A 20,113-nucleotide genomic window follows, 5' to 3' on the forward strand; every position below is an offset into this window, starting at 1 on the left:
TGTGACCTGTCTCGAGCGCGCGCCCCAGGCGCTTGCGACTTGCCCTAAACAATCTGCAAGCGCTCCACGGTGCGAGTTCGGCGGATCTACCTTTGTCTCCGTCGGAGTGGGTAGGCGGGCGACGAAGGGGCGGGTATGCGCAGAGATATCGGGCAGTTCGCGGTACTGCGAGAACTGTTGCCGACCATCGAGGCCAACCTGGCTCGGCATCGCGCCGAGGCCGTTCTGTGGGAACCGGCCGACTACGTCCGAGCCGAGATGTACTGGGGTTCGCGTCCCTCGACACTGACCGAAGCTGCCAAAGCGGCACTGGTGACCACCCTGCTCGTCGAACAGAACATTCCGCTGTATCGGCGGGATACTGCAGCCTCCGAGAACGGGGTCTGGCCGTCGTGGCTGACCGAGTGGAGCGACGAACGAACCCGGCATGCAGTGGCCGTCACCGATTACCTGGTCGTCACCCGCAGCGTCGACCCGGTCGCCCTCGGTCGAGCCCGAGCGCAGTGCATGACGGTGGGTTTCGACGCCCCGATGAACGGAGCGCATCTGCTCCGGTCGCTCGCCCAGGTCACCCTCGACGAGTCGGTGTCGAGCGTCTGCCATCGCAACACTGCCGTTCAGTGCCACGATCCGGTGGCCGATCGCCTGCTCGGACGCATCGTCGCCGATCAGGACCTGCATGTCCGCTTCTTTTCGGACCTTGTTTCTGCGGCGCTCGAGGTGGCACCGTCGCTCACCGTCACGGCGATCACCGAGGTCGTCATGAACTTTCAGCTGCCGGGCACCAACCTGCCGGGGTTCGCGCGCAGCGCGATGCTCATCTCGCGGGACGGAATCTACGATCTGCGCCGCCATCTCGACGATGTCCTACGACCCCTGTTGGCGCAGTGGCGCATCTTCGAGCGCACCGATCTCGGTGCCGGAGCCCGCAGTCGCGACCAACTGGCCGACTATCTCGATCATCTCGACGCCCAGGACGCCGCAACCCAGCTCGGCCGCACACGAGTCCGGGAATACTCGAACGCATTGCGCGCCAGCTGACACCACATACCCCGGGGGGGTCCGTGGGACCGGTGCCTCTTCGATTCGATTCGAATCGAAGAGGCGCTCGGGCGGACCCCATCGACTAGCCTGAACGCCTATTCGTCATACGCGCGAGGATTGGTTCTCGCGCAAGACCGGAGGCCCGAAACGTGACAGGCTCTCGACCGATCATCGTCGGTATCGACGGATCCGCCGCAGCGGACAAGGCCGTGATCTGGGCGGCTCTCTGCGCTCACCGACGCGATCGGCGATTGCACATCGTCACTGCCGTCGACATGCCGGGGGTGGTCGACCTGAGCGAATTCGCAGGAGAAGCAACCGAATTCGTTGCCACGGCCAAGTCGAGGTTGGTGGCGGCAGAAACGCTGGCCGCACTGGTCGTCGACGATCCTGCCTTCGAGGTGACCTCCAGTGCCGTCGAGGGCGGCGTGATGGATGTTCTCATCGGCGTCTCGGCGCAGGCCGAGATGCTGGTGATCGGGGCCAGCGAAACCGGCGCTGTCACACTCTCGTTGGCCGCGCACAGCGTGTCCCCGGTCGCGGTGGTGCGAGGCCGCGACATCGATGGCCGCCCGGTTGCCGAGGGGCCGGTGATCGTCGGTATCGACGGCTCGGACGTCAACCAGGCTGCGGTCGAGTGGGCTTTCGTCGAAGCATCCGCTCGCGACGCCGTGCTGATCGCGGTTCACGTGTGGTCCGACGTCGATCTCACCCAGTCGTTCGGCCGTGCGCCCAAGGACTGGCAGGCCATCGCCGACGGCGAGGAGGTTCTGCTGGCAGAGAGCCTCGCCGGCTGGCAGGAGAGGTTCCCCGACGTCGAGGTGCAGCGCGTCGTCGCTCAGGACCGTCCGGTGCGGGTTCTGAGCGGACTGTCCGAAACCGCGGCGTTGATCGTGGTGGGCAACCGGGGGCGCGGCGGATTCGGTGGAATGCTGTTGGGCTCCACCAGTTTCGCGCTCGTCAACACCGCGGACTGTCCGGTACTGGTCGTGCGGAAAGCACTCACATAGCGACGGTCAGCAAAAAGCTCACGTCTTCGAGGGCCTCGACGCTGTGGCGGGCGTCGGGGATGACGAGAAGGTCGCCGGTCGAGCCCTTCCAGGAGCGCTCACCGGAGATCAGTTCGAGCTTGCCGCTGAGCACCAGGACGGTGGACTCGCCCGAGAGGTCGTGCTCGGCCAGCTTGTTGCCGGCGGCCAGTGCCACCACGGTCTGCCGCAGGTGGCGTCGGTGGCCGCCGTACACCGTCTGTGAACTGCGGCCACTCGACGCGCCGACTGCAAGTTTGAGCTGTTGGCGGGCAAGGGCGGTGAGTGACTTCTTGTCCATGATCGTCAGTATGACGCACCGCTCGCAGTCGCGACGGGGGAATCCTGAACGCGCTCAAGAAGGTTGGGTAGGCTTTCCGTACTCGACCCAGCGGAATCGGGTTCCGTCGACCCGGCTGCTCTGCCACTCACCTGCCGTCGCGACCCAGCCGTCGGGAATCTCGGGGGCCTTCGTATCGCCCTCCACGTCGAGATCGACCTCGGTCACTTCCAGGTGGGTCGCGATATCCATTGCACTGCGATAGATTTCGCCGCCCCCCATGATCCAGACCGGGCTCTCGCCCACCAGGGCCACGGCGTCGGCGACACTCGGTGCATTCTCGGCACCGTCGGCGGTCCACGAGGAGTTGCGAGTGACCACGATGTTGCGACGGCCCGGCAGCGGACGGAACTTCGCAGGAAGTGAGTCCCAGGTCTTACGGCCCATGATCACCGGATGCTCGGCCGTCTTCGATTTGAAGTGCGCCATGTCCTCGGGGACGTGCCAGGGGATCGATCCCGCGTCTCCGATGACGCCCGCGGTGGTCTGAGCCCAGATCAGGCCGACGAAGTGCGGTGCACTCACACCGCTACCGGGGCCTTGATCGCCGGGTGATGCTGGTAGTCCACTATCTCGATGTCCTCGTAGGTGTAATCGAAGATCGAATCCCGTTGCGCCAGTTTCAGAGTGGGGTATGGATACGCCTCGCGTGAGAGCTGCTCGGTGACCTGCTCGCGGTGGTTGTCGTAGATGTGGCAGTCGCCGCCGGTCCAGACGAACTCGCCGACCTCGAGGCCGGTCTGCGCCGCCACCATGTGCGTGAGCAGTGCGTAGCTGGCGATGTTGAACGGCACGCCGAGAAACATGTCTGCGCTGCGCTGGTAGAGCTGGCAGGAGAGTTTTCCGTCGGCCACGTAGAACTGGAAGAACGCGTGGCACGGCGGGAGCGCCATCCGCGGGATCTCGCCGACGTTCCACGCCGAGACGATCATTCGCCGCGAATCCGGATCGGTCTTCAGGGTCTCGATGACCTGGCTGATCTGGTCGATGTGCTCGCCCGACGGGGTGGGCCACGACCGCCACTGCACTCCGTAGACGGGGCCGAGCTCGCCGTCCGGAGCTGCCCACTCGTCCCAGATGCTGACGCCGCGCTCCTGGAGCCACGTGGCGTTCGAGTCTCCGCGCAGGAACCACAACAGCTCGTAGACGATCGACTTCAGGTGGACCTTCTTGGTGGTGATCAACGGGAAGCCCGCTGCCAGATCGAAGCGCATCTGATGCCCGAACACGCTGGTGGTGCCGGTTCCCGTGCGGTCGGATTTCGCCGTCCCGGTATCGAGGATGCGGCGCAGCAGATCTTCGTACGGAGTCGGAACCATCACGACGGTCATCGTAGCTGCATACTGGACGCATGCCGGAATTACCCGAGGTGGAAGCCCTTGCCGGCTTTCTGCGCGAGCATGCCGTCGGAGCCGTGATCGGCCGAATCGACATCGCTGCGCTCAGCGTTCTCAAGACATTCGATCCGCCGATCACCGAGCTGCAGGGCAAGGACGTCACCGATGCCGCCCGCTTCGGAAAGCACCTGGCGCTCCGAGCCGGTGACCTCTGGCTGATCACCCATCTCTCGCGTGGAGGATGGCTGCGGTGGGTGGACAACCCCAGCGCCGCGCCGCCGAAGCCGGGCAAAGGGCCCCTCGCGCTGCGGATCCACTTCTTCACCCCCGAGGGAGCGACGCCCGCGATCGATCTCACCGAAGCGGGGACCAAGAAACGGCTGGCGGTGTGGGTGGTACGCGATCCGCAACAGGTGGCGAGTATCGCCCGGCTCGGACCCGACGCGCTGACGGTCACCGAGCTCGAATTCGCCGAGATCCTCAGCAGCACCACCGCGCGACTGAAGACTTCGTTGGTGGATCAGTCGCTGTTGGCCGGCATCGGCAATGCCTACTCGGACGAGATACTGCACGTGGCGAAGCTCTCGCCGTTCGCATCGTCGAGCAAGCTCGATTCCGAGGCCGTCGGGGCGCTGTACGCGGCAATGCGCTCGGTGCTGTCCGACGCGGTGGCCCGCTCGGACGGGCAGGATGCGGCGCGTCTGAAGGGGGAGAAGAGATCGGGGATGCGCGTGCACGCCAGAACCGGACTTCCGTGCCCGGTGTGCGGCGACCCGGTACGCGAAGTCGCCTACGTCGATCGCTCTTTTCAGTACTGCGCGACGTGTCAGACGGCCGGCAAGATTCTCGCCGACCGTCGTATGTCGCGATTGCTCAAGTGACGGGCTCTAGCTTCTGGCTGTCGTAGCCCCGGTAGCCTTCCCACGCCTTGCGACGGTCGCTCCGTGGGTCCTTCTGTACCCGCGTGCGGGTGTCGAAGATCAACGTCTTGCGGTCGGTCTCGTTGTACTCCGGCCACGATTCGAGGGGTTTTCCGTTGGTGGCGAACGCAATCCAGTTCGACTGGACCTGCTCGGTGACTTCGGCGAAGGCCTTCCGTCCGCCTGCGAGCGTCAGCGCCTTGCCGAACAGTGTTTCGCTGATGCCGAACACGGCGAACAACTCGAAGCCGTGGGTGGCGTCGAATCCGAGCAGCTTCATCGACCGCGGGGCGAAGTCGAACCGGTAGAAGTACGTGGGTGCATGACGCGAATGTCCTTCGGCCACTTCGAGAGAGGGCTTCCAGAACGTGAAGTCTCCGCCGAAGTCGATGGCTGCCCTCTCGTTGGGGTAGCCCCGGTAGCCTGAAGTGACCACGGCCTCGGCGTCGGGATCGGTGAGCGAGAACAGCTTGGTGATGCGCTCGGGGTTGGTGGGCAAAGCGTCGAGGAACTTCGGAAACAGTGTTCCCTCACGGGCATTGGTGCCGATGATCAGCGGGACGCGGTGCGCCGTTCCGTTCGCGTATGCCTCGACCGGGCTGACCGGGAGGAAGTCGCCGTCGATCACCGGGCCGAACGGGAGCAGACCCGGGGTGCGGTGCAGGGTGGTGAGGCCGAGTTTGGTGCCCGCCCGGCCGAGCCGGAGCACCTCGGCGTTGTCGAGGGTCTCGGTGGCGGTCTCGACCGTGCCGCCGAGGTAGCCGACGTACTCGCGCGCCCACTGGTCGGCGCGCTCCTTGGTGGCCGTCATTCCCGGGGCGGAGCTTTCGGAAATGGCTTGCGCGAACAGGCCTTTCGCGGCGGGAACGGTCATGAGAGTGGTGACGGCATTGCCGCCTGCGGACTCGCCGAAGATGGTGACGTTGTTCGGATCGCCGCCGAAGTTCGCGATGTTGCGCTGCACCCATTCCAGCGCCGCAACCTGATCCCGCAAACCCAGGTTGGAGTCGAACGGCCGCTCGGGAGTGGAGAACTGGGACATGTCGAGGTACCCCAGTGCGCCGAGTCGGTAGTTGACCGACACGTAGATGATGCCGTCGCCGTCCTTCAGCGAGCGGCGTACCAGAGAGCCGCCGCCGTACAGCGGGGTCGCCGATGTGCCGAGCGTGTAGGCACCACCGTGGATGAACACCATGACCGGCCGCGGGCTCGCGCTCGGTGTGCTCGGGGCCAACACGTTGAGCGTCAGGCAGTCCTCGCTCGACGGTTGGTACTTGCCCACTGCGAGCATCGTGCCGCGCTTGTGCTGAACGGAGGCATTGCCCCACTCGGTGGCGTCGCGCACACCCGACCAGGGCTCGGTGGGTTGGGGCGCTCTGAAACGAAGCGGTCCGACGGGCGGGGCGGCGTAGGGAATGCCTCGCCAGGTGGTCAGATCACCCACCGGCTTTCCCTCGATGATGCCGTCCGATGTGGTCACGCGGGTCGTCACAGCCATGTCGCGAGTGTACTGATCTCTCCTTACCCGCGGGTAAGAACAGCGGGGGACGGGCACACGGCAGACTCGAAGGCATGTCCTTCGAGTACCGCGCCGAGATCGTGCAGCTGCTGCGAGCGCCCACACACGCCTATTTCGGCAGATCCAAGGACGGCCCGGCCGACGTACCGACGGACCTGCCGGAGAGTGTCCAGATCGTGGCCCACAAGGGCATCCGGGGCGATCGGTTCTTCGGCGTGCGGGCGCATACCGAGGCGGCGGTGAGCTTTCTGGCCGTCGAGGCCTGGGAGGCAGTGGGGGATGTGCTCGGCGTCGAGGTCCCCGACCCGGCCGTGGCCAGGAGAAACGTCGTAGTGCGTGGGCTCGAGCTCGACCCGTTGCGAGGTCTGGAATTCGAGCTCGACTCCGGTGACGGCTGGATCCGCTTTCGCGGTGGGCGACCGGCCCACCCCTGCGCGTGGATGGACCGGATGGTCGTCGACGGTGCCCGCAAAGCGTTGATCGGTCGCGGCGGGCTTCGCGTGGAACCGTTGTCCGACGGGATCTTGCGGGTCGGCGAGGTGGCGGTGCGCTCGCCGGTCGAACTCGACGCCTCGCGAGCTGCGCTGTCGGTTCGGCGCGCACAGCCCATCTGACGCCAAGTCGGGGTCACTCTTGCTCACGAAGTAAATCTGTGCCCATAATGTGAGCAATGGTGCGACGCATCACACCGGTCCGTCTTCGATGGCGACGGTCACTCTCTCTGGTGGGAAGAACTGCCGATGTCCGACATGTGGATCGTGATCAACACCGTCGTCGCTGTGCTGGCGGTGGTGGTCTTCATCGTTCGTTTTCACTTCAATCCGGTGATCTCGCTGGTTCTCGGGGCCGCGTATCTGGGTCTGGCGACAAAGCTCGGAGTGTCGACCACCGTCGACACCATCACGGGCGGATTCGGCGAGATCATGGCCGAGGTGGGGCTGCTCATCGCCTTCGGAGTCCTGATGGGCTCGGTGCTGCAGGAGATGAGCGCCATCCAACGACTCGTCGGCACGTTGCTGAAAACGTTCGGGCCCAAACGACTCCCGTACGCGTTGTCGCTGACCATCGCGACCGTGCTGCAGTCCATCTTCCTCGACGTCTTGCTGGTGATCTCCGCTCCGCTCGCCCGCAACCTCGCCCCCAAGATCGGCAAGTACGGTACGGCGAGAATGGCTACAGCACTGGCCATCTCGCTCGAATGCGGCATCGTGTTCATGGTCCCCGGTGTCGCGACGCTCGCGCTGGCCGGACTGCTCGGAGTGCCCCTGGGCAAGATGATGATCTACGGATTGATCCTGATCGTTCCCGTCGTCGTGCTGTCGGTGGCCATCATGTCGTTCGTCTTCCGACACGGCTGGTGGAACGAGGAGAAGGACGAGCAACAGATCACCGTAGTCGAGCAGCCTGTGGTTCCCGAGCCTGCCGATTCCGACGACGAGCCCCTCGAAACCGGAGGTGGCGTGGCGCAGAAGGTGCGCACCGAGAAGCAGACGTCGCTGCTGGTGTTGCTCTCGCCGTTGCTGCTCGCGCTCGTTCTCATCGCAGTCGGAGCGGTTCTCGAAGTCGCCGAAATATCGGTTCCGGTGGTCGAATTCATCGCCAGCCCGGTCATCGCGCTGCTCATCGGCTTGGTGGGGACCTGCCTCATCGGCCGCTATCACGTCGGTCAGGCCCGGGTGGAGAAGGCTCTCGCCCGTGGTTTCGCCGAGAGCGGTCAGATTCTCATCCTCACCGGTGTCGGTGGTTCGCTCGCGGCCGTCATCAACGAGGCGGGTCTCGGCGACATCCTCGGCCAGTACTTCACCGCCAGCACCGCGGCTCCGTTGTTGATGGTGTGGGTCATCGCTGCCGCGTTGCACATCGCCGTGGGCTCGGTGACGATCTCGGCCATCACGTCCGCGGGCATCCTCGCCCCGGTCGCTCCGTTGATCGGGCTCGATCCGGTGTTCATCGCGCTCGCCGCCGGTGCCGGATCGCTGTTCGCCGTGCACGTCACCAGCAACACCTTCTGGCTGCTGCAGTCCTTGATGGGACAGTCGACCAGGGGCACACTCAAGACGTGCTCGGTGGGCGTCTCGGTGGCATCGGTCATCGCCATCGCGTTGATCGTGCCGATGAGCTGGATCCTGTGAGCCCTGATTTTGTGAGTATCGAAAGGAACACGATGGCATTGCCGCTCAGCGGAGTTCGAGTTCTCGAGCTCGGCAACTACATCGCCGCCCCTACCGCGGCGCGCATGCTCGCCGATTTCGGTGCCGAGGTGATCAAGGTCGAACGGCCGGGAACCGGAGACGAACTGCGTAACTGGCGGCTCTACTCCGGCACCACATCGATGCTGTATCGCACGATCAATCGAAACAAGAAGTCGATCGTGCTGGACCTGCGTACCGAACAAGGACGCAAGGACGTCGTCGACCTCGCTGCCAAGTGCGACATCGTGTTGGAGAATTTCCGTCCCGGCACGCTGGAGAAATGGGGTATCTCGCCGGAAGTGCTCAGCGCAGCCAATCCCGAATTGATCATCACGCGCATCTCGGCCTTCGGGCAGACCGGCCCCATGTCGCAGCGACCCGGATTCGCCGCTGTCGCAGAGGCATACGGCGGCTTTCGCAATCTCGTGGGTGATCCGGACCGGCCACCGGTCCGAGTGGGAGTCTCGATCGGCGACTCGATCGCCGGACTGTACGCCGCGTTCGGTTGCGTCATGGCACTGTTCCAGCGGCAGACACAGCGTGCGGCGCAGGCACCCGACGAGCAGTCGCCGCTGACGTTGGCGCAGCGTTCCATCGATGTGGCGCTGAACGAATCGATCCTGTCGATGATGGAATCGCTGATTCCGGATTACCTCGCCTACGGAGTCGAACGTGAGCGCACGGGCGGCCGCATGGAGGGCATCGCCCCGTCGAACGCGTACCCGTGCAACGACGGTCACTCGATCATCATCGCCGGCAACGGTGACGCGATCTTCCAGCGCTACATGGAGACCATCGATCGCCCCGACCTCGGAGCCGATCCGGACCTGGCTTCCAACGCCGGCCGATGGCGTCGACGCGACGAGCTGGACGCAGCCATCTCGGCCTGGACCGGATTGCATTCGCGCGAGCAGGCTTTGAAGATTCTCGACGACGCCGGAGTGCCGTCGGGCCCGATCTACACCGCTGCGGACATCGTCGCCGACGAGCAGTACGCCGCCCGCAACATGATTCAGCACTTCTCGGTCGACACCGGAGGCGACAAGCCGACCGACGTCGGATTCGTCGGCGTCGTCCCGGTGATCGGCGACGCGTCCCTGCCGATTCGTTCCGTCGGACCGGATCTGGGCGAACACACCAGGGAAGTACTCTCGACTCTGCTCGGCCGCACCGACGAAGAGATGGGCGTGTAAATGTATCGCTTCGCTCCCGCCGCAGAGTTGCGCGACGTCACGATGCGCGACGGTCTGCAGCTCACCGGCAAGATGCTCCCCACCGATCGCAAGCTCGAGATCATCAGGGCCCTCATCGAACTCGGCGTACCGTCGCTCGAGATCGGGTCGATGGCGCGGGGCGACAAGGTGCCCCCGATGGCCAACACCCTCGAGGTGATCGGTGAGCTCACCGCCGCCGAACTCGCCCGATGCTGGGTGTGGGTTGCCACTCCACGGCATGTCGAGAAGGCCGCTGCCGCTGGGGCTCGCAACTTTCAGTACTGCTTCTCCGCGTCGGACTCGCACAATCAGGCCAACATCGGTCGGACCACCGAGGTGTCCCTGGCCGCGATGCCCGACGCCGTGGACATCACTCGATCGGTGGACGGTGAGATCGAACTGTGTATCGCGACCTCCTTCACCTGCCCGTTCGAGGGACAGGTGTCGCCGGACCGCGTCATCGAGATAGCCAACGACGAACGTGCCAGCGGTGCAACGGACATCGTCATCTGCGACACCCTCGGACAGGCCGTCCCGGTTCAGGTGTCGTCGCTGATCTCTCGGGTGCGAACCGAAACTCCCGATCGCAGAGTGGTGTTCCACGGTCACGACACCTGGGGCCTGGGCGTCGCGAACACACTCGCCGCGATCTCCGCCGGAGCCACGATGGTCGACGGTTCGCTCGGCGGGCTCGGCGGTTGTCCCTTCGCGCCGGGGGCCAGCGGCAACACCTCGTCGGAGGACATCCTGTTCGCGACGCGACCGGACTGGTTCGAGCCGAAAATCCTGGCGGCCATGGCAACTCTGTCGGAGGAGCTGCTCACCGAATTGAACGAGCCCATGCGCTCGAAAACCGTTCAAGGTGCACGTTCCGAGGCCCGTGCTTTCGAGTGGGTCGCATGAGTCGAATCCTCGTCACCACCGAGATCCCCGCGCCGGGCATGGACATCCTGCGCGCCGCGGGAGAAGTGGACCTGCGGGAAGTCGATCACCAGCAGTTGGTCGAGGCCTGCGCATCGGGTGAGTACTCCGTGGTCGTCTCTCAATTGCGTGATCGGTTCGACGCGGAGTTGCTGGAGTCGGCGTCTCTCGTCGGAATATCCAACTATGCAGTCGGATTCGACAACATCGATATCGCGGCGGCAACCCAGCGGGGCATCACTGTCGCCAACACCCCCGGGGTGTTGACCGATTCGACCGCGGACATCGCGATGTTGCTGATCCTCTCGACGGCCCGCCGCGCCGTCGAGGCCGATGCGTTCGTCCGTTCCGGCGCGTTCACCGGCTGGGAGCCCGAACTGCTTCTCGGCAGCGATGTCTCGCGCCGTGTGCTGGGACTGGCCGGCTTCGGTCGGATCGCCCGCGCCACTGCGCGTCGGGCATTGGGTTTCGGGATGACGGTCAAGTTCTGCCCCCGCCCGCCCGGCGATCGCGAGGTCTCCGAGAACGAGCTCGGCGAGTTCGCCGGTCGCGTCGAGCATGCGTCGTGGGACGAGATCGTCACGACCAGCGACTTTCTGTCCCTCCATGTTCCGCTGTCGGATTCCACGCACCATCTGGTGGACACCGCCGTACTCGGGGCGATGAAGCCGTCGGCGATCGTGATCAACACCGCGCGCGGACCGGTGGTCGACGAGGCAGCTCTGGTGACCGCACTTCGCGAGGGCACCGTTGCCGCAGCGGGATTGGACGTCTACGAGCGTGAGCCGGCCCTCGAGCCGGGCCTCGCGGAGCTGCCCAACACGGTGTTGCTTCCGCATGTGGGGAGCGCCACGGTGTCGGTGCGTTCGGAAATGGCGCGGCTGTGCGCAACCAATGCAGCGGCGATGTTCGGTGGTTCGATGCCGCCGCATCCGGTGAATCCCGACGCCTGGTCTCACGCGGGGTAGCGGCCGCCCAGGGTTCTCGTGATCTGTTCGGCATGGGAGATCAGCAGATCCACCCAGTCCTCGCACTGCGACTGCGGCATCCGCAGCGTCGGACCGCTGATGGTGACGGCACCGACGATGTCCGCGGCCGAATCGAACACCGGCGCAGACAGTCCCGAGGCACCGGTTTCGCGCTCGCCGGTGGTGATCGCGTACCCGTCGGCTCTGGTCTGCGCCAACAGCGTTCGCATCGTCTCTGCCTCGGTCACCGTCTGCTCGGTCAACGATTCGAGTTCGCGAGACAGGACGCGCTCGGCGAGCTCGTCGTCCCAGGCCAGCAGGACGCGGCTGGCCGATCCTGCGCTGAGCGGGATGACCTTGCCGACGTACATGTCTCGGCGCAGGGCATGCCGCGTCTCGGCGATGGCGACGCACACGCGGTAGTTCTGTTCGGGCCGAAAGAAGCATGCGGTCTCGGTCGTCAGGTCTCGCATGTCCTTGAGCACGGGGTTGACGACCGACAGCACGTCGAGGTCCTTGGTGGCCGTTGCGGCCCAATAGGCCATGCGGACCCCGATGCGAATGCGGTCGCCGCTCCGATCCAGAAATCCCTGCTGCACAAGGTTGGTCACGAGACGCTGCACCGTCGAGGTCGGCAGGCCGGTGGTCTGTTGGATCTCACCGAGGGTCATGGACGGACGGTCGAACGAGAAGGCGTCGAGAATCTCGGTGATCTTGCCCAGCACCAGAAGCGGTTGCTGCTTCGACGCACTCTCGGTGTTCACCCGTCCAATCTACTCGGCCACGCGATCCGCGAGGCGATTGTGCCCGAGCGCGTACTCAGCGTCGAGATTCGAGCAGCCGCAGCCAGATCTCGCTGACCGTCGGGTACGACGGCACCGCATGCCACAGGTCGTCGAGCGAAACCTTGCCGACCACAGCCACCGTGGCTGCATGTACCAGCTCCGCCACACCCGGTCCGACGAAGGTCGCGCCCACGATCGTGTCGGTGGTGCGGTCGATCACCAGTTGCGCCCGCCCCGAGTAATCGTCTTGCAGCAGAGACGAACCCGCTACGGCGATGTCATGGGCCACAATCTCGACGTCGATGCCTTCTTCTCGGGCCTTGGCCTCGGTCAGTCCGACGGATGCCACCTCGACCGGCGTGAACACCACCTGGGGGATCTGGCCGTGATCCGCTGATGCGCGGAATCGCTTGCTGTCCAGCGGCTTGCCGTCGGCCCTGGCGGCAATGACGTCACCGGCCACTCGGCCCTGATACTTGCCCATGTGTGTCAGCGGAGCTCGGCCGTTGACATCGCCCACCGCGTAGAGCCAGTCTTGGCCGGGAACGGTCAGATGATCGTCGACGTCGATGTAGCGCCCGTCCTCGAGCCCGAGGCTCGACAGTCCTAGGTCGGAACTCGCCGGAGTACGTCCCGCAGCAACGAGCACTTCATCGGCGACGATCTCGCTGCCGTCGACGACGAGACGGACAGTACCCCCGTGGATTCGGCCGATGCCGGTGGCGGCCGGGTTCTCTCGTGACACCGACTCGAGGGAGGCGTCGAGCATGATCTTCGCGCCTCGCCCCTTCAGAGCCTCGGCGACGAGTTCGCCTGCGAACGGCTCGGAACCGGCCAGCAGCGACGATCCGCGCACGATCATCGTGACCTTCGCGCCGAGCGAGAGCAACCAGGTGGCCGCCTCCGTCGCGACGACGCCACCGCCGATGACCGCGATGTGACCGGGGGTTTCGTGAATGTTGGTGGCATCACGGGAGATCCACGGCAGGGCATCGCGCAGGCCGGGTGTGTTCGGTACGGATGCGGTGGTTCCGGTGGCGAGGACGACTGCGTGACGGGCAGTGAGCGTGCGGCCGTCGACCTCGACGGTCTTGACCCCGGTGAGGCGACCGTGGCCACGGATCACCGAGATGCCCGCCGACTCGGCCCACGCCACCTGCGAGGAGTCGTCGAGACCGTGGGTGAAGGATTCGCGTCGGGCCAGGACGGCGTCGGCGTCGAGGGGTTGATCGCCCACCAGTTCCCTGACGCCCGGCATGTTTCGTGCGGTGTCGAGAACCTCGCTGGGGCGCAGCAATGCCTTGCTCGGCATGCATGCCCAATAGGAGCATTCACCACCGAGAAGTTCGTGCTCGATGATCACGGCGGTGCGGTCGCTGCCTGCGATGGCGTACTGGGCGGCATTCTCGCCGACCGGTCCACCGCCGATGACGATGACATCGAATTCCGAGCTTTCTGAGGCCATTGCTCCACAGTGACATAGGCTCGCCGCTTATGGCGACCACTCGGAACAAGATTCTGATCACCGGAGCGAGCTCGGGACTCGGTGAGGAAATGGCGCGACGGTTCGCAGGCATGGGCCGGGATCTGGGGCTCTGTGCGCGTCGGGTCGAGCGGTTGGACGACCTTCGCGCCGAGTTGATGCACCACAACCCGAACATCACCGTGGTGGTCCGAGCTCTCGACGTCACCGATCACGACGCGGTCGGTGAGGTGTTCGGAAAACTGCGAGACGAACTGGGCGGACTCGATCGAGTGATCGTCAATGCCGGGCTCGGCAAGGGTGCGAAGATCGGTACCGGGCGAGCCGAGGCCAACCTGCAGACCGCCCACACGAACTTCATCGGGGCGCTGTCGCAGGCCGAGGCGGCACTGTCGATCTTCCGAGCACAGAAACACGGGCACCTGGTGTTCGTCTCGTCCGTCAGCGCCGACCGGGGACTGCCGGGGGCCAAGGCGACCTACTCGGCGAGCAAAGCCGCAGTGGCCTCGCTGGGTGAATCGTTGGCCACGGAACTGTCGCGAACCGACATCGCCGTCACCACCCTGCTGCCAGGCTTCATCGCCACCGACATGTCGGCCAATGCGGGCGACAGTGCCGCTCTCACAGCCACTCTGGACGAGGGAGTGTCGGCAATGGTCGACGCGATCGAGAGCGAAACCCGCCGCGCCGCGCTACCGGGACTCAAGTGGCGGGGCATCGACGCGGCGCTGCGGTTCCTACCGAACGTGCTGACGGATCGAATGGTCTAGGTTCCGGGGTTCACTGCAGGTACCCCTCGACCCGGTCGACGCTGTTGACGGTTGCCGCGTCGGGGTTCTTGCCTGCATCGATACGCGCCCTACGCTGGCGGAGCAGGTCCCAGCACTGGTCCAGGGCGTGCTCGAGGGAGGCCAGTTGGGCCTTCTCGGTGTCCGGGTCGACGTCCCCGGATTGGGCTTCGGTGCGGAGCTTGTGCTCGGTGGCGATGAGCTGCTGGATCTTGGTGTGGATATCGTGCTCGTTCATGGCGACAACGCTAGACCTACCAGGGTTTGGCGGCCAGGTTCCGCGTCGCCAGGGCTCGTTGCACGGCCGCGGTGAGCTCGGCCGGCGATCCGGCGAGTGCGTCGTCGGTGCACACCAACGACAGCGTGTAGTTGCCGTCCAGTCGGGACAGATAGGTGGACATTCGGATCGTCGACAGTGCGTCCGACGGGTTCGGATGGATCGCCCGGGTCGCGAGTCCGCACGATCGGTGCGAGCCGAGCGCAGTGATGCCGTCGGGAATGTCGCCGATGTTGGAGCACAACACTTCTCCGCGCCCCGGGGTCGACGTCAGCTTCGCGGCGACGCGGTGGGGGAGCAACTGGACGATCTCGGGTGGATAGCCTGCCGGAGCTCCGACGGGCTTGCCGAACGCTGCCTTGCAGGCTGCTCGGATGGCCGCGGGCGAGTCGTCTCCGCGGACGGCGACGGTGGCCATGCCGATCGCATTGGCATCACCGGACCCGGTGCGGAAAGGAATGTCGACGGTCACTGCGGGAGAACCGAGTTCGTTCATCGTGGCGGCGACGACGGAGACGAACAGCGAATTGGCCGATCCGCCGACGCGTCGGGCAGCCGAATCCCACTCCGCAGCATCGACATCCACGATCACCGACGTCATTCTGTTCGCGTGGTGCGGTGCGATACCGCCGCTGTCGGCGGTGGTGAACGCTCGCAATTCGGCTCTGGCTTTCTTGCTGACCCACAATCTTGCCGTCGCCGCGATGGAGCGTAGGAGGACGGTGACGATCATCGCGAGCGCATCCTTCACATCCGAGCCCGGGTGCAGCACATGCACCGGTACCGATCCTGAGAATGCTTGTGCCGCAGCGTCGATGAGCTCACGAGCATCGGCCAGCGCGTGCGAACACACCAGGGACAGCACGGTTCCCCCGTGTGCAACGGGTGCGGCCGTCAACCGCCAGCCGGGCCCGTACTGCGGATCGAGTCGAACGTCTGCCTGCGCGTCGGCCCAGCCGATGATGTCGTCGACCGCGTCGGTGCCGTACTCGAGGGGAAGCGACTCGGACGAGATGTCCCATCGAAGTCGTGCCCCGGGGATGCGGGGCTTGCCGACTCGACGACCGAGCTGCCCGACGGCCAGTTCGTCGTGGATCCTGTCGAGTTCTTCCCTGCTCACCGTCTCGGTCGTGCGCCAGATACCTTGCAGTGCAATGGGAATTCCGTAGCCGCGGTGGGTTCGGAGAAATATCTCGTCGATCACCGACAGGCGCGTGGACTTCACGGACTCGGGGTGCCGTGACGTCCCGCGCCCGAGACGAACTTGCTCGCGCCGGTGAGTGCGTCGGCGGTGATCGAGATGGCTCCGTGCCGAAACTCGTTCTTGAGCGCTGCCTCCTCGTCGAGGCCGTCCTGTTCGAGGACGGACAGGCGATCCTCACGCATGCAGGTCTGGGGTAGCAGGGCGAGTTCGGCAGCCAATGCCTCCGCCTCCGAGCGAGCTCGCCCCACCGGAACGACCCGGGTGATCAGTCCGATGTTCAGAGCTTCCTGCGCATCGACTGCGCGACCGGTGAGGACCATGTCCATCGCCCGACCGGTTCCGACGATGCGCGGCAAACGCACTGTGCCGCCGTCGATCAAGGGAACACCCCAGCGTCGGCAGAACACGCCGAACGTCGCGTCGTCCTCGGCGATGCGAAGGTCGCACCACAGTGCGAGTTCCAGTCCGCCCGCCACGGCGTACCCGGAGACAGCCGCGATGACGGGCTTGGACAACCGCATTCGCGTCGGACCCATCGGGCCGTCGCCGTGTTCGGTGGCGTGGTTGGAGCGTGATGTCCCGAGTGCCTCGAGATCGGCTCCCGAGCAGAACGTGCCGCCTTCGCCCCACAGCACGGCCACCGACGCGGACTCGTCGGCGTCGAACTCCTCGAACGCCTGGGTCAGCTCCTGGGCGGTCGGGCCGTCGACAGCGTTCCGCACCTCAGGGCGCGACAGGACGATTGTGGTGACGGGGCCTGATCGTTCGATCCGTACCGACATGTCTGTGAACCCTACTCGAGTTCTCTTGCGTGAAGCAGTGAATCAGTGCTTCAATCCTTGCATGCCCTATCGACGGACGCCCGCGGTGCAGGCCAGACTCGACGCCGGTCGTGAAAAACTGTTCGACGCTGCCATCGAGGTGCTCTCGACCCAGGGCTACGCAGGCCTGTCGATCGCCTCGGTCGCCGCGGCAGCAGGGGTGTCCGCAGGCAGCGTCTACACGCATTTCGAGGGCAAGTCGGATCTGGTCGTCGCTATCTTTCGCGAGGTCTGCAGCCGCGAGGTCGCTGCAGTGGTGGCCGTTTCCGGGCACGGCAGCACCGCCGAGCGGGTCACGGCAGTGGTGCAGACCTTCGCCGGACGGGCTTTGAAGAACCGAACGATGGCGTACGCGTTGTTGGCCGAACCGGTGGACCCGGCCGTCGACGCCGAGCGGTTGGTGTTCCGGCAGAAATTCACCGATGCCTTCGCCGACGCCATCGTGGCCGGCATCGCAGCGGGAGAGATCCCCGAGCAGGACGTGCGCATCTCGGCAGCAGGGCTGGTCGGTGGCGTCGGCGAAGTGCTGGTAGGTCCGTTGTCATCGCAGAACTCGGTGGACGTGATACCGGGTCTGGTCGCATTGTCGTTGCGCACGTTAGGAGTTCGAGATGGACACGCATGAGGTATTCAACCAGGCAGTCGACCTGAGTCCGTTCGACACGTCCGCGGACCCGTCGTTGCTCGACGGCGTGGCGCGTACCGGTGGCGGCTGGGCGCTCGACGAGATTCGGCAGCTGGGAGTCCTCGCAGGTGGAGTGGCGGCACAGGACTGGGGCCGGATCGCCAACGAGAACCCGCCGGTGCTGAAGACTCACGATCGATACGGCAATCGGATCGACGAAGTCGAATTCCACCCGCACTGGCACGATCTTATGACCGTTGCCGTCGAGCACGGGCTGCACGCCAGTCCGTGGGCCGACGATCGCGTCGGTGCTCACGTTGCCCGCGCCGCGAAATTCTACGTCTGGGGGCAGGCCGAGGCCGGGCACATGTGCCCTATTTCGATGACCTATGCCGTCGTTCCGGCGTTGCGGCACAATCCTTCTCTGGCCGCGCAGTACGAGCCGCTGCTGGCCTCGCGAGAATACGACTTCGGGCTGCGTGTTCCGTCCGAGAAGCGCGGACTGATCGCCGGAATGTCGATGACCGAGAAGCAGGGCGGATCCGATGTCCGCGCCAACACCACCACGGCCACTCCGTCGTCGGACGGAACGTACTCGATCACCGGCCACAAGTGGTTCACGTCCGCGCCGATGTCGGACATGTTTCTCACCCTGGCGCAAGCACCCGGCGGGCTGTCGTGTTTCATGCTGCCGCGCGTGCTGCCCGACGGCACTCGCAATCGAATGATGTTGCAGCGCTTGAAGGACAAGCTCGGTAACAAGTCGAACGCATCCGGTGAGCTCGAGTATCACGGGGCCACCGGCTGGCTCGTCGGCGAAGAGGGGCGCGGCGTGCGCACCATCATCGAGATGGTCAACATGACTCGGTTGGACTGCGTCATCGGGTCGGCTGCCGGAATCCGCAACGCCACAGTGCGCGCAGTCCATCACGCGCGTCATCGAGCTGCGTTCGGGGCTGCACTCGTCGACCAGCCTCTGATGCGAAACGTACTGGCAGACTTGACCATCGAATCCGAGGCCGCCAGCGCTGCCATGATCCGCCTGGCACAGGCCACCGACGGCTCCGCCCGCGGCGACGAGCAGGAGAGTGCGCTGCGCCGAATCGCGTTGGCCGTCACCAAGTACTGGGTATGCAAGAGGGCACCGGCCCACGCCGCCGAAGCACTCGAATGTCTCGGTGGCAACGGCTATGTCGAGGAATCGGGTATGCCTCGGTTGTTCCGCGAATCGCCGCTGATGTCGATCTGGGAAGGCTCCGGCAACGTCGCCGCACTCGATTCCCTACGCGCACTGGCCCGTCAACCCGACAGTGTCGAGGCCTTCTTCGGTGAGATCGGCCAGGCGTCGGGCGTGGATTCTCGCCTGGACGACGCCATCGCCCGCGTCGGCAAGGAACTCTCCGACACCTCCGACATGGAATACCGGGCCAGGCGAGTCGTCGAACTGATGTCCCTGACCTTCCAGGGCGCGCAGCTGGTGATGCACGGCAATTCCGCTGTGGCCGATGCCTTCTGCGCCACTCGACTCGACCGTGACTGGGGCATTGCCTTCGGCACCCTGCCCGTCGGCGTCGATACGGAGGCGGTGTTGGCGCGGGTGTGATTTGGCGGCTCGAGTCTGAGGGGGATCGGCTCCCCACATTTGGATTTGTGACGCCGATCGGAGTCGGTTATCCGAAACTGGGGAGCTGATCCGTCGAATGGCGCTGGTCTCCGAACCATCCGGCCGGTGTGGGAAGGCCTGCTGCGCGGGCGAAGGCTTGCTCGAAGCGGCGAAGTAGTGCTTGCGGATAGTCGAGGTCCCGCCAGTTCCACCGGACGATGATCCAGCCCAACTCGCGTAGCCGGTCCTCGCGATACTTTTCGTCGAGCAGTACACGCTTGGAGTCGTACTTCGACTCGCCGTCGAACTCTCCGATCACTTTGAACTCCCAGAACAGAAAGTCGACCCGTCCGACGAAGCGGCCCGCACCGTCGTACACCCATTGATTGAGCAACGGAGTCGGCAGGGGAAGCGTCTCGAAGAGCACCCGACTGCGAGATTCGCCTACACTCTCGCTGCGCCCGGTCATCAGCGACACCGCTCGCCGGGCAGCGGAGATACCCGTGCGGAACCGCGCCGTCTCCACCGCAGCCGACAGAGCGTCGGTGTCGGTGTGACCTGACCTGAGTGCGCTGTCGCCTACACACACCGACCGCTCGACGGTCGTGGTGCGTGCGATGTCGACGACGGTGCGGGCCGCCGAGGTGACCGGATAGCCGTTGATCGTCGTACGCTCGGAGGGCTCGAGTGCGGTGCCGTGAAGGATTCGTAGCGGCCGACGCTTGCTGGCGTAGTCGAGACCGTGTGTCATGTGCACCTTGTCCAGCGGTAGCTGCCAGATGTCGAAGTCCCAGGCGATCGCGGCCGAGACATGGCTGAGCACGTGGTCCGGGGGAGCCGACATCAGATAGGACCGCGCGAGCAAGGAATGTCGTTCGGTAGGACTCGCCGATTCGATCGATGCTGTCGACACGTAGAACCCCGGCCGCAGGACCGACAGTTCCCCGGTGCGGCGGAGTCGTCGCAGGTCGTCGTCGGTCAACCCGAATGCGAGTGCATCGGCTCGGGTGAACAGATCCGTCTGGGGTAAGTCCATGATTGCTT

General features: G+C 65.2%; 21 protein-coding genes. 11 read left to right on the forward strand and 10 right to left on the reverse strand.

Annotated elements, in window-relative coordinates; translation table 11 throughout:
• Positions 1-135 precede the first annotated feature (135 nt).
• On the forward strand, positions 136-1,041 hold the full coding sequence (locus tag R4P47_RS00835) for an acyl-ACP desaturase (RefSeq protein WP_149405098.1): 906 nt from the start codon (positions 136-138) through the stop codon (positions 1,039-1,041).
• 152 nt (positions 1,042-1,193) lie between these two features.
• The gene (locus R4P47_RS00840; protein WP_149405099.1) at positions 1,194-2,054 is read left to right on the forward strand and encodes a universal stress protein; all 861 of its coding nucleotides are present in this window, start codon (positions 1,194-1,196) and stop codon (positions 2,052-2,054) included.
• Here the strand turns inward: R4P47_RS00840 and R4P47_RS00845 are convergent.
• From R4P47_RS00845 to R4P47_RS00855, 3 genes are read right to left on the reverse strand one after another with little or no spacing between them, the layout of a single operon-like run.
• Positions 2,047-2,373, reverse strand: a complete 327-nt coding sequence (locus R4P47_RS00845; RefSeq protein ID WP_032395790.1) for a cupin domain-containing protein — start codon at positions 2,371-2,373, stop codon at positions 2,047-2,049. The two genes, R4P47_RS00840 and R4P47_RS00845, sit on opposite strands and share 8 nt — an antisense overlap.
• Before the next feature lie 54 nt (positions 2,374-2,427).
• Positions 2,428-2,937 (reverse strand): dihydrofolate reductase, encoded by a 510-nt coding sequence (locus R4P47_RS00850; protein WP_149405100.1) that lies wholly within the window; start codon positions 2,935-2,937, stop codon positions 2,428-2,430.
• Positions 2,934-3,734 carry a thymidylate synthase gene (locus R4P47_RS00855; protein ID WP_149405596.1) on the reverse strand — a complete coding sequence of 267 codons (801 nt, stop codon included), beginning with the start codon at positions 3,732-3,734 and terminating at the stop codon, positions 2,934-2,936. Before R4P47_RS00855 ends, R4P47_RS00850 begins: the two co-directional genes overlap by 4 nt.
• 29 nt (positions 3,735-3,763) lie before the next feature.
• On the opposite strand from R4P47_RS00855, the gene R4P47_RS00860 reads away from it, so the two are divergent.
• Positions 3,764-4,630: an Fpg/Nei family DNA glycosylase gene (locus tag R4P47_RS00860; RefSeq protein WP_317547765.1), complete on the forward strand. Its 867-nt coding sequence runs from the start codon at positions 3,764-3,766 to the stop codon at positions 4,628-4,630.
• Here the strand turns inward: R4P47_RS00860 and R4P47_RS00865 are convergent.
• A complete protein-coding gene (locus R4P47_RS00865; protein WP_149405102.1) occupies positions 4,623-6,167 on the reverse strand; it encodes a carboxylesterase/lipase family protein in 1,545 nt (514 codons plus the stop codon). The two genes, R4P47_RS00860 and R4P47_RS00865, sit on opposite strands and share 8 nt — an antisense overlap.
• 74 nt (positions 6,168-6,241) lie before the next feature.
• Between R4P47_RS00865 and R4P47_RS00870 the strand changes: the two genes are divergently transcribed.
• The 5 genes from R4P47_RS00870 (at position 6,242) to R4P47_RS00890 (ending at position 11,483) form a co-directional block, all read left to right on the forward strand.
• Positions 6,242-6,802: a molybdenum cofactor biosysynthesis protein gene (locus R4P47_RS00870; protein ID WP_149405103.1), complete on the forward strand. Its 561-nt coding sequence runs from the start codon at positions 6,242-6,244 to the stop codon at positions 6,800-6,802.
• 126 nt (positions 6,803-6,928) lie between these two features.
• Positions 6,929-8,320, forward strand: coding sequence for a GntP family permease (locus tag R4P47_RS00875; protein WP_269594603.1), 1,392 nt, complete (start codon positions 6,929-6,931; stop codon positions 8,318-8,320).
• Positions 8,321-8,352: 32 nt separating this feature from the next.
• On the forward strand, positions 8,353-9,573 hold the full coding sequence (locus R4P47_RS00880) for a CoA transferase (RefSeq protein ID WP_317783897.1): 1,221 nt from the start codon (positions 8,353-8,355) through the stop codon (positions 9,571-9,573).
• A complete protein-coding gene (locus tag R4P47_RS00885; RefSeq protein ID WP_317547763.1) occupies positions 9,574-10,497 on the forward strand; it encodes a hydroxymethylglutaryl-CoA lyase in 924 nt (307 codons plus the stop codon). It begins immediately after the preceding gene.
• Positions 10,494-11,483: a D-glycerate dehydrogenase gene (locus R4P47_RS00890; RefSeq protein ID WP_317547762.1), complete on the forward strand. Its 990-nt coding sequence runs from the start codon at positions 10,494-10,496 to the stop codon at positions 11,481-11,483. The genes R4P47_RS00885 and R4P47_RS00890 overlap by 4 nt, the downstream gene beginning before the upstream one ends.
• On the opposite strand, the gene R4P47_RS00895 is transcribed toward R4P47_RS00890, so the two are convergent.
• Together R4P47_RS00895 and R4P47_RS00900 are read right to left on the reverse strand one after the other, a co-directional pair.
• Positions 11,471-12,247 (reverse strand): IclR family transcriptional regulator, encoded by a 777-nt coding sequence (locus R4P47_RS00895; RefSeq protein WP_262498255.1) that lies wholly within the window; start codon positions 12,245-12,247, stop codon positions 11,471-11,473. The genes R4P47_RS00890 and R4P47_RS00895 overlap by 13 nt on opposite strands.
• A 55-nt stretch (positions 12,248-12,302) precedes the next feature.
• Complete coding sequence (locus R4P47_RS00900) at positions 12,303-13,733, reverse strand: NAD(P)/FAD-dependent oxidoreductase (protein WP_317783898.1); 1,431 nt, start codon at positions 13,731-13,733, stop codon at positions 12,303-12,305.
• Between the two features lie 29 nt (positions 13,734-13,762).
• On the opposite strand from R4P47_RS00900, the gene R4P47_RS00905 reads away from it, so the two are divergent.
• Positions 13,763-14,521, forward strand: coding sequence for an SDR family oxidoreductase (locus R4P47_RS00905; protein ID WP_317783899.1), 759 nt, complete (start codon positions 13,763-13,765; stop codon positions 14,519-14,521).
• A 10-nt stretch (positions 14,522-14,531) separates the two neighbouring features.
• Here the strand turns inward: R4P47_RS00905 and R4P47_RS00910 are convergent, their stop codons facing one another.
• From R4P47_RS00910 to R4P47_RS00920, 3 genes are read right to left on the reverse strand one after another with little or no spacing between them, the layout of a single operon-like run.
• Entirely contained in the window at positions 14,532-14,777 is a 246-nt protein-coding gene (locus tag R4P47_RS00910; RefSeq protein ID WP_317783900.1) for a DUF2630 family protein, read from the reverse strand.
• A gap of 16 nt (positions 14,778-14,793) precedes the next feature.
• Positions 14,794-16,041, reverse strand: a complete 1,248-nt coding sequence (locus R4P47_RS00915) for a hypothetical protein (protein WP_317783901.1) — start codon at positions 16,039-16,041, stop codon at positions 14,794-14,796.
• Positions 16,038-16,802 carry a crotonase/enoyl-CoA hydratase family protein gene (locus R4P47_RS00920; protein WP_149405111.1) on the reverse strand — a complete coding sequence of 255 codons (765 nt, stop codon included), beginning with the start codon at positions 16,800-16,802 and terminating at the stop codon, positions 16,038-16,040. The genes R4P47_RS00915 and R4P47_RS00920 overlap by 4 nt, the downstream gene beginning before the upstream one ends.
• A 61-nt stretch (positions 16,803-16,863) precedes the next feature.
• Between R4P47_RS00920 and R4P47_RS00925 the strand changes: the two genes are divergently transcribed.
• The gene (locus R4P47_RS00925; RefSeq protein WP_317783902.1) at positions 16,864-17,466 is read left to right on the forward strand and encodes a TetR/AcrR family transcriptional regulator; all 603 of its coding nucleotides are present in this window, start codon (positions 16,864-16,866) and stop codon (positions 17,464-17,466) included.
• Positions 17,453-19,069 carry an acyl-CoA dehydrogenase family protein gene (locus R4P47_RS00930; protein WP_317783903.1) on the forward strand — a complete coding sequence of 539 codons (1,617 nt, stop codon included), beginning with the start codon at positions 17,453-17,455 and terminating at the stop codon, positions 19,067-19,069. The genes R4P47_RS00925 and R4P47_RS00930 overlap by 14 nt, the downstream gene beginning before the upstream one ends.
• A gap of 67 nt (positions 19,070-19,136) precedes the next feature.
• Here the strand turns inward: R4P47_RS00930 and R4P47_RS00935 are convergent, their stop codons facing one another.
• Positions 19,137-20,105, reverse strand: coding sequence for a type IV toxin-antitoxin system AbiEi family antitoxin domain-containing protein (locus R4P47_RS00935; RefSeq protein WP_317547757.1), 969 nt, complete (start codon positions 20,103-20,105; stop codon positions 19,137-19,139).
• Positions 20,106-20,113: the final 8 nt, after the last annotated feature.

It is taken from the genome of Rhodococcus sp. IEGM 1370 (genome assembly GCF_033142325.1).
Classification (GTDB): Bacteria; Actinomycetota; Actinomycetes; order Mycobacteriales; family Mycobacteriaceae; genus Rhodococcoides.